This window comes from Streptomyces sp. NPDC127108, assembly GCF_042677545.1.
In the GTDB taxonomy this organism is placed as follows: Bacteria; Actinomycetota; Actinomycetes; order Streptomycetales; family Streptomycetaceae; genus Streptomyces.
In genome coordinates this window covers 60,416-66,415 of the sequence record NZ_JBHXTE010000007.1, presented here as the reverse complement: position 1 = coordinate 66,415, position 6,000 = coordinate 60,416, and the positions used below count along the sequence as shown (strand labels likewise).

Here is a 6,000-nt window from a genome sequence, read left to right as displayed (position 1 = left end):
CATGTGATCGTCCGGAGTCCGGTGCGGGTGGATGGCGCGAGCCGTCCACCCGCCCGGGACTTTTTCGTGAGCCCGGGAGGCGGATGGCTTTGGCATTTGCCTAATAGCTTTAGGTAAGTGCATAATCGATTCTGTTGAAAGGGGAGAGCGTTATGGTGCGCGCAGGGCTGACCGTGGCACGGCTGACACAGGCCGGTGCCGAGCTGGCCGACGAGGTCGGCTTCGAGCAGGTGACCGTCTCGGCCGTCGCCCGACGGTTCGACGTCAAGGTCGCGAGCCTGTACTCGCACCTGAAGAACTCCCACGACCTGAAGACCAGGATCGCCCTGCTCGCCCTGGAGGAGCTGGCCGACCGCGGCGCCACCGCCCTGGCCGGACGGGCCGGCAAGGACGCCCTGGCCGCCTTCGCCGACGTCTACCGCGACTACGCGCAGGAGCACCCCGGCCGCTACACCGCGGCCCGCTTCCGGCTCGACCCGGAGGCGGCCGCCGCCAGCGCCGGAGCCCGGCACGCCCAGATGACGCGCGCGATCCTGCGGGGGTACGACCTGACGGAGCCGGACCAGACGCACGCCGTCCGGCTCCTCGGCAGCGTCTTCCACGGCTACGTCAGCCTGGAGGCCGCCGGAGCCTTCAGCCACAGTGCCCCCGGCACCGAGGAGTCCTGGTCCCGGATCGTGGACGCCCTCGACGCGCTGCTGCGGAACTGGCCCGCGCCCGCGCCCTGAGCGATCCAGATCCCACCCGGTGCCCCCGCCACCCCACCCGAATCTCGATCAACAGGCTGAGAAATCATGACCACCCCGCACACCTCGCCCGACTCGTCCGCCACACCCGCCACGCCCCTCACCACCCCCATCACCGCGGACCTCCTGCGCGGCGCCCTCGACCTGGAGCGCACCGCGCACGGCGTGCTGCCGCACCGGCTGCCCGAGCGTGCCCGCGCCCAGAACACCGACGGGCAGCTCGCCATGGCCGAGTCCCAGCCGTCGGGCGTCCGCCTCGTCCTGCGGACCCGCGCCACCGCGGTCGAACTGGACACGCTGCCCACCAAGCGCGTCTACGTCGGCGCGCCGCCCCGCCCGGACGGCGTGTACGACCTGCTGGTCGACGGCCGTCTGACCCGGCAGGCCAGCGTCACCGGCGGCAACACCCTGACCATCGACATGACGGCCGGAAGCGCCGAGCACCGGCCGGGCCCCGTCGGCACCCTCCGCTTCGCCGGGCTGCCGGAGCGGCTGAAGGACATCGAGATCTGGCTGCCGCACAACGAGACCACCGAGCTGGTCGCGCTGCGCACCGACGCCCCCGTCGAGCCCGTGCCGGACCGGGGCCGCAAGGTCTGGCTGCACCACGGCAGCTCGATCAGCCACGGCTCCGACGCCGCCAGCCCCACCACCACCTGGCCCGCCCTCGCCGCCGCACTCGGCGACGTGGACCTGATCAACCTGGGCCTCGGCGGCAGCGCCCTGCTCGACCCGTTCACCGCCCGCGCCCTGCGCGACACCCCCGCCGACCTGATCAGCGTCAAGACCGGCATCAACGTGGTCAACGCCGACCTGATGCGGCTTCGCGCCTTCGCCCCCGCCGTCCACGGCTTCCTCGACACCATCCGTGAGGGCCACCCCACCACCCCGCTCCTGGTCGTCTCGCCCATCCTGTGCCCCATCCACGAGGACACCCCCGGGCCCAGCGCCCCCGACCTCGCCGGTCTGAGCGAAGGACGGCTGCGCTTCCTGGCCACGGGCGACCCGGCGGAACGCGCGAGCGGGAAGCTGACCCTCGGCGTCATCCGCGACGAGCTGGCCCGGATCGTGGAGCGGCGCGCGGCCGACGACCCGCACCTGTACTACCTGGACGGGCGCGACCTCTACGGCGAGGCCGACTTCGCCGAACTGCCGCTGCCCGACGAGCTGCACCCGGACGCCGCGACGCACCGGCGTATCGGTGAACGCTTCGCGGACCACGCGTTCGCGGCCACCGGCCCCTTCGGGGAAGGCGGTTGAGAAACGATTCTGCCTGTTCCTGTCCGAATCGGTGCCATGGTGGACCGCCCTTGCCAAGTGCGCCGGGGGCGGGTGGTGCGGCGCTAGCGTGGACGGGTGGAGGCTGGGCGAGCGGATCGCGGGTCAGCGGATACAGGGGCGGGGTGGGGCGTTGGAGTGGTCCGAGCCGTCGGGGACCGTATCGGTCGGCGTGGCCAGGGCGGACGGCCGGGTCATCATCCGTGTGGCCGGTGAGCTGGACATCGCCTCCGTGCCGGTCCTGGCTCGCGAGCTGCACCGGTCCGTGGCGCGCCCCGAGGGCCACACGCTCCTCGACCTAAGCCGGGTGACGTTCTGCGGCACGGCCGGTGTGGAACTGCTCCTCGACGCCCGCCTTCGGGCCGCCGCCGCGGGCGGCAGCCTGGCCGTGGAGCGCGCCCACAGCTCGGTGCTGCGCCCCCTGCGGAGCTGCGGCGACGCGGACGGCCTGCGGATCGTCCAGGAACTGGCGACAGCGCCGCTGTCGGCGAGCGACCGGGCCCTGCGCCTTTCCGTGGTGTCGGCGGCGCTGACGGCGGCGTTCGAGATCACCGGGGCGCCGATGGGCAACGCCCAGGTGCACGACCCGGCGGGCGGCGTGCTGCGGATCGTGGCCCAACGAGGCTTCCACCACCCGTTCCTGACCTTCTTCGAGACGGTCGCCGACCGGGACACCGCATGCGGCGTGGCCGCGCAGGACCGCAAACCCGTCCTCGTCGAGGAGGTGACCTCCTGCCCGGTCTTCCTCGGCACCCCCGCCCTCGACGCACTGGAGGAGGCCGGTGTCGGCGCGGTCGTCTCGGTACCGATCACTTCCGGGGACGGCGCGCTGATCGGCGTGGTGTCCACCCACCACGCGCGGGCCCGACAGTGGACGGACGAGGAGCGCCGGGCCCTGGAAGGACTCGCCCGCGCCGCCCACCTCCTCTGCTGACGGCGGCCACCGGCACGCCGACACCCGGCGGCACCACGGAGAGCGTGCTGTCAATACCGCCCACCCGATGGTCCGGAAGCCGGGCAGCCGCATGGTCCCCTGCCACGGGCGCTCGTAGCGTCATGAGTGACAGACGACAGTCTTGTTCGACACGAGGAGCACCATGCGCGTCCCGTCAACGGTCGGTCTCGGCCTGGGCCTTGCCGGACTACTCACGGCTGCCGTGCCCGCCGCGGCCACCCCTCAGCAGGCTGACCACGACCCCGCCCCGCAGCGCCAGCACCTGGCCTGGGGGCCCTGCTCGGCGGCGCAGACCGAGCTGAACGAGGCGGGCGCGCAGTGCGCCAAGGTGACGGTGCCGCTGGACTACGCCGACCCCCGCGGGCGGACCATCCAGATCGCGATCTCACGGATCAAGGCCAAGTCCCCGGGCGCACGGCGCGGCATCCTGCTGTCCAACCCCGGCGGTCCCGGCGGCACCGGCCTCGCCAACACCCTCGCGCTCCGCCCGGCGTTGAAGGACGTCGCGGACCGGTACGACCTGATCGGGTTCGACCCGAGGTTCCTCGGCGAGAGCAGCCCGGTGCGTTGCGCCCCGGCCGGACCCCCGCGCCCGCCCGGCCCCGTCACCACGCCGCGCGCCGACTTCGACGCGTCCGTCGACTCCGCGCGGGACACGGCACGGCGCTGCCAGGAGCATGGGGACAACGCCGCGTTGCTGCCGCACGCCTCGACGCGGAACGTCGCCAGGGACATGGACGCGATCCGGGCCGCCCTCGGCGAATCCCGGCTCTCCTACTACGGCGTCTCCTACGGCGCGGACCTCGGCGCCGTCTTCACGCAGATGTTCCCCCGCCGCGCCGACCGCGTGATCATCGACTCCTCCACCGACCCGGCGGCCACCCAGTACGAGCTGTTCCAGCGCGCGGGCGGCCCGCTGGAGGAAGGGCTCGACGAGTGGGCCGCCTGGGCCGCCCGGCAGCACGACCGGTACGGGCTCGGCCGGACCGGCGCCCAGGTGCGGGCGACCGTGCAGAAGCTGCTCGACGGGGCCGAACGCCGACCGGTGGAGGTCGCGGGGCAGCGGATGAACGCCCCGGTCATGCGGCTGCTCCTGCGCCAGCTCGTCCAGCACCAGGAGAGCGACCCCGCGCTCGCCTCCGTGGTGCGCGACCTCGTCGACGCGGCCGCGGGGAAACTCACCGAGCCCGGTCCCGAGCTGGCCGCCCTGCTCGCGCTCCTGAACTCGCCCGACCTGGGCGACAGCATGGTGGGCGGCGCCCTGTTCATGTGCGGCGACGGCGGCTGGCCCGCCGGGGGCTGGCCGAAGGACCCCGAGACGTACTGGCGCAACACCGTGAAGAGCCGCGTCACGCAGCCCGTGTTCGGCCCGGTGGTCAACGGCATGATCGCGCCGTGCGCGTTCTGGAAGTCGGCGCCGCGCGAGCCGGGCACCACCATCCGCAACAACGTGCCCGTCCTGATGCTCCAGGCGACCCGCGACAACAACGTCCCCTACGAAGGGGCCCTCGCCCTGCACCGCAAGCTCACTGGATCACGCCTGGTGACGGCCGACATCCGCTCCCACGGCGTGTACGGGCGCGGCACCGAGGGACACCGGCCCGTCCCGTGCGCCGACGATGCCGTCAACGACTACCTCCGTGACGGCACCCTCCCCGCCCGCGACATCACCTGCGCACCCGGGGGAGCGGCCCGATGAGCGCCCACGGACCCGTGTTCAGCAGGCGCGGCGGCATGGTCGCCGTCGTGTCCGCCGCCACGGCCGTCATCGCGGGCACCGGCACCGGCCGTGCCGCCGCGCGCCCCGCCGCGCCCCAGGGCCGCGACTCTCTCCAGGCCGACGTCGACGCGATCCGCGCGACCGGGACCACCGGCGTGCTCGCCGAGGTGCAGGGCGCGGGCGGCCGCAGCACCGCACGGGCCGGCACGGCGGACCTGACGGGGGACCGGCCGGTGCCCTGGAACGCGTACTACCGCATCGGCAGCGACACCAAGCCCTTCACCGCCACCGTCGTCCTGCAACTGGCCGGTGAGGGACGGCTCGACCTGGACGACACCGTCGACCGCTGGCTGCCGGGCCTCGTCGACGGCCACGGCAACGACGGCCGCAGGATCACCCTCGCCCACCTGCTCCGCCAGACCAGCGGCCTCAACGACTACGTCGCCGTCGGGGGCGGCGCGGACGACTTCACGCCCGAGGGCTACCTCAAGGGACGCTTCCGGGTCACCCCGGCCCGCGAGCAGGTGGCCGCCGCCGTGAGCCGCCCGCCGCTGTGGCTGCCGGACCCCGCCGCCCCGGCGCGCGAACAGCGCTGGGGCTACTCCAACACCAACTACGTGCTCCTGGGCCTCGTCGTCGAGAAGGTCACAGGACACCCCTGGGCCCAGGAGATCCACGAACGCGTCATCGCTCCGCTCGGCCTCAGGAACACCCTCGTCCCCGGCACCTCCGCGTACGTACCGCAGCCGACCGCGACCGCGTACACCCAGTTCCCCGGCAGCACCCGGCTGACCGACACCTCCCTCGCCACCGGCGGCGGCGCGGACGGCGGCATCATCAGCACCACCCACGACCTGGTCGTGTTCCTGCGCGCCCTGCTCGGCGGCCGACTGCTGCGCCGACCCCAACTGGCCGCGATGAAGCAGACCGTGGCGGCTCCCGACTGGATCCAGGCCGACGGCGTGCGCTACGGCCTGGGCATCGCGTGGCGGCCGGGAGGGGGAGGGTCCGGCGGCGGGACCGGCGGGGAGGGGGCCGCGAGGCGCGGGGACGAGGGTGTCTGGTTCCACGGCGGCACCCACCTGGGGATCGTCTCCGAGAGCGGCGTCACCGCGGACGGCAGCCGTGCCGCGACCGTCGCGGCCTTCACCCTGCGGACCGACGAACGGGGAGACGCCCAGGCCAGGGCGGCGCTCCGGCTGGTGGACCGCGCGCTGCGGCGATGACGGCGGTGGTGCGGGGCGCCCGGGTGGTCCCGACGGTCCGGGCCGCCCGGGCCGTCCGGTCCTTGGAACGGGAGT

At 73.8% G+C, this 6,000-nt stretch carries 5 protein-coding genes; all 5 read left to right on the top strand.

The genetic code is table 11. The annotated features are described in order from the left end of the window. Window positions 1-152 precede the first annotated feature (152 nt). Window positions 153-728 carry a TetR/AcrR family transcriptional regulator gene (locus ACFVHO_RS07865; RefSeq protein ID WP_385711320.1) on the top strand — a complete coding sequence of 192 codons (576 nt, stop codon included), beginning with the start codon at window positions 153-155 and terminating at the stop codon, window positions 726-728. A gap of 66 nt (window positions 729-794) precedes the next feature. Next, a complete protein-coding gene (locus tag ACFVHO_RS07860) occupies window positions 795-2,006 on the top strand; it encodes a GDSL-type esterase/lipase family protein (RefSeq protein WP_385711319.1) in 1,212 nt (403 codons plus the stop codon). 190 nt (window positions 2,007-2,196) lie between these two features. Continuing rightward, complete coding sequence (locus tag ACFVHO_RS07855) at window positions 2,197-2,958, top strand: GAF domain-containing protein (protein WP_385711317.1); 762 nt, start codon at window positions 2,197-2,199, stop codon at window positions 2,956-2,958. A gap of 163 nt (window positions 2,959-3,121) precedes the next feature. After that, the gene (locus tag ACFVHO_RS07850; RefSeq protein ID WP_385711315.1) at window positions 3,122-4,678 is read left to right on the top strand and encodes an alpha/beta hydrolase; all 1,557 of its coding nucleotides are present in this window, start codon (window positions 3,122-3,124) and stop codon (window positions 4,676-4,678) included. Beyond that, the gene (locus ACFVHO_RS07845) at window positions 4,675-5,925 is read left to right on the top strand and encodes a serine hydrolase domain-containing protein (protein ID WP_385711313.1); all 1,251 of its coding nucleotides are present in this window, start codon (window positions 4,675-4,677) and stop codon (window positions 5,923-5,925) included. The genes ACFVHO_RS07850 and ACFVHO_RS07845 overlap by 4 nt, the downstream gene beginning before the upstream one ends. Window positions 5,926-6,000 lie beyond the last annotated feature (75 nt).

What these genes read in the sequence shown, in the direction of transcription:
- ACFVHO_RS07865 (WP_385711320.1), top strand. Translation starts at nt 153, where the DNA reads ATGGTGCGCGCAGGGCTGACCGTGGCACGGCTGACACAGGCCGGTGCC.
- ACFVHO_RS07860 (WP_385711319.1), top strand. Translation starts at nt 795, where the DNA reads ATGACCACCCCGCACACCTCGCCCGACTCGTCCGCCACACCCGCCACG.
- ACFVHO_RS07850 (WP_385711315.1), top strand. Translation starts at nt 3,122, where the DNA reads ATGCGCGTCCCGTCAACGGTCGGTCTCGGCCTGGGCCTTGCCGGACTA.
- ACFVHO_RS07845 (WP_385711313.1), top strand. Translation starts at nt 4,675, where the DNA reads ATGAGCGCCCACGGACCCGTGTTCAGCAGGCGCGGCGGCATGGTCGCC.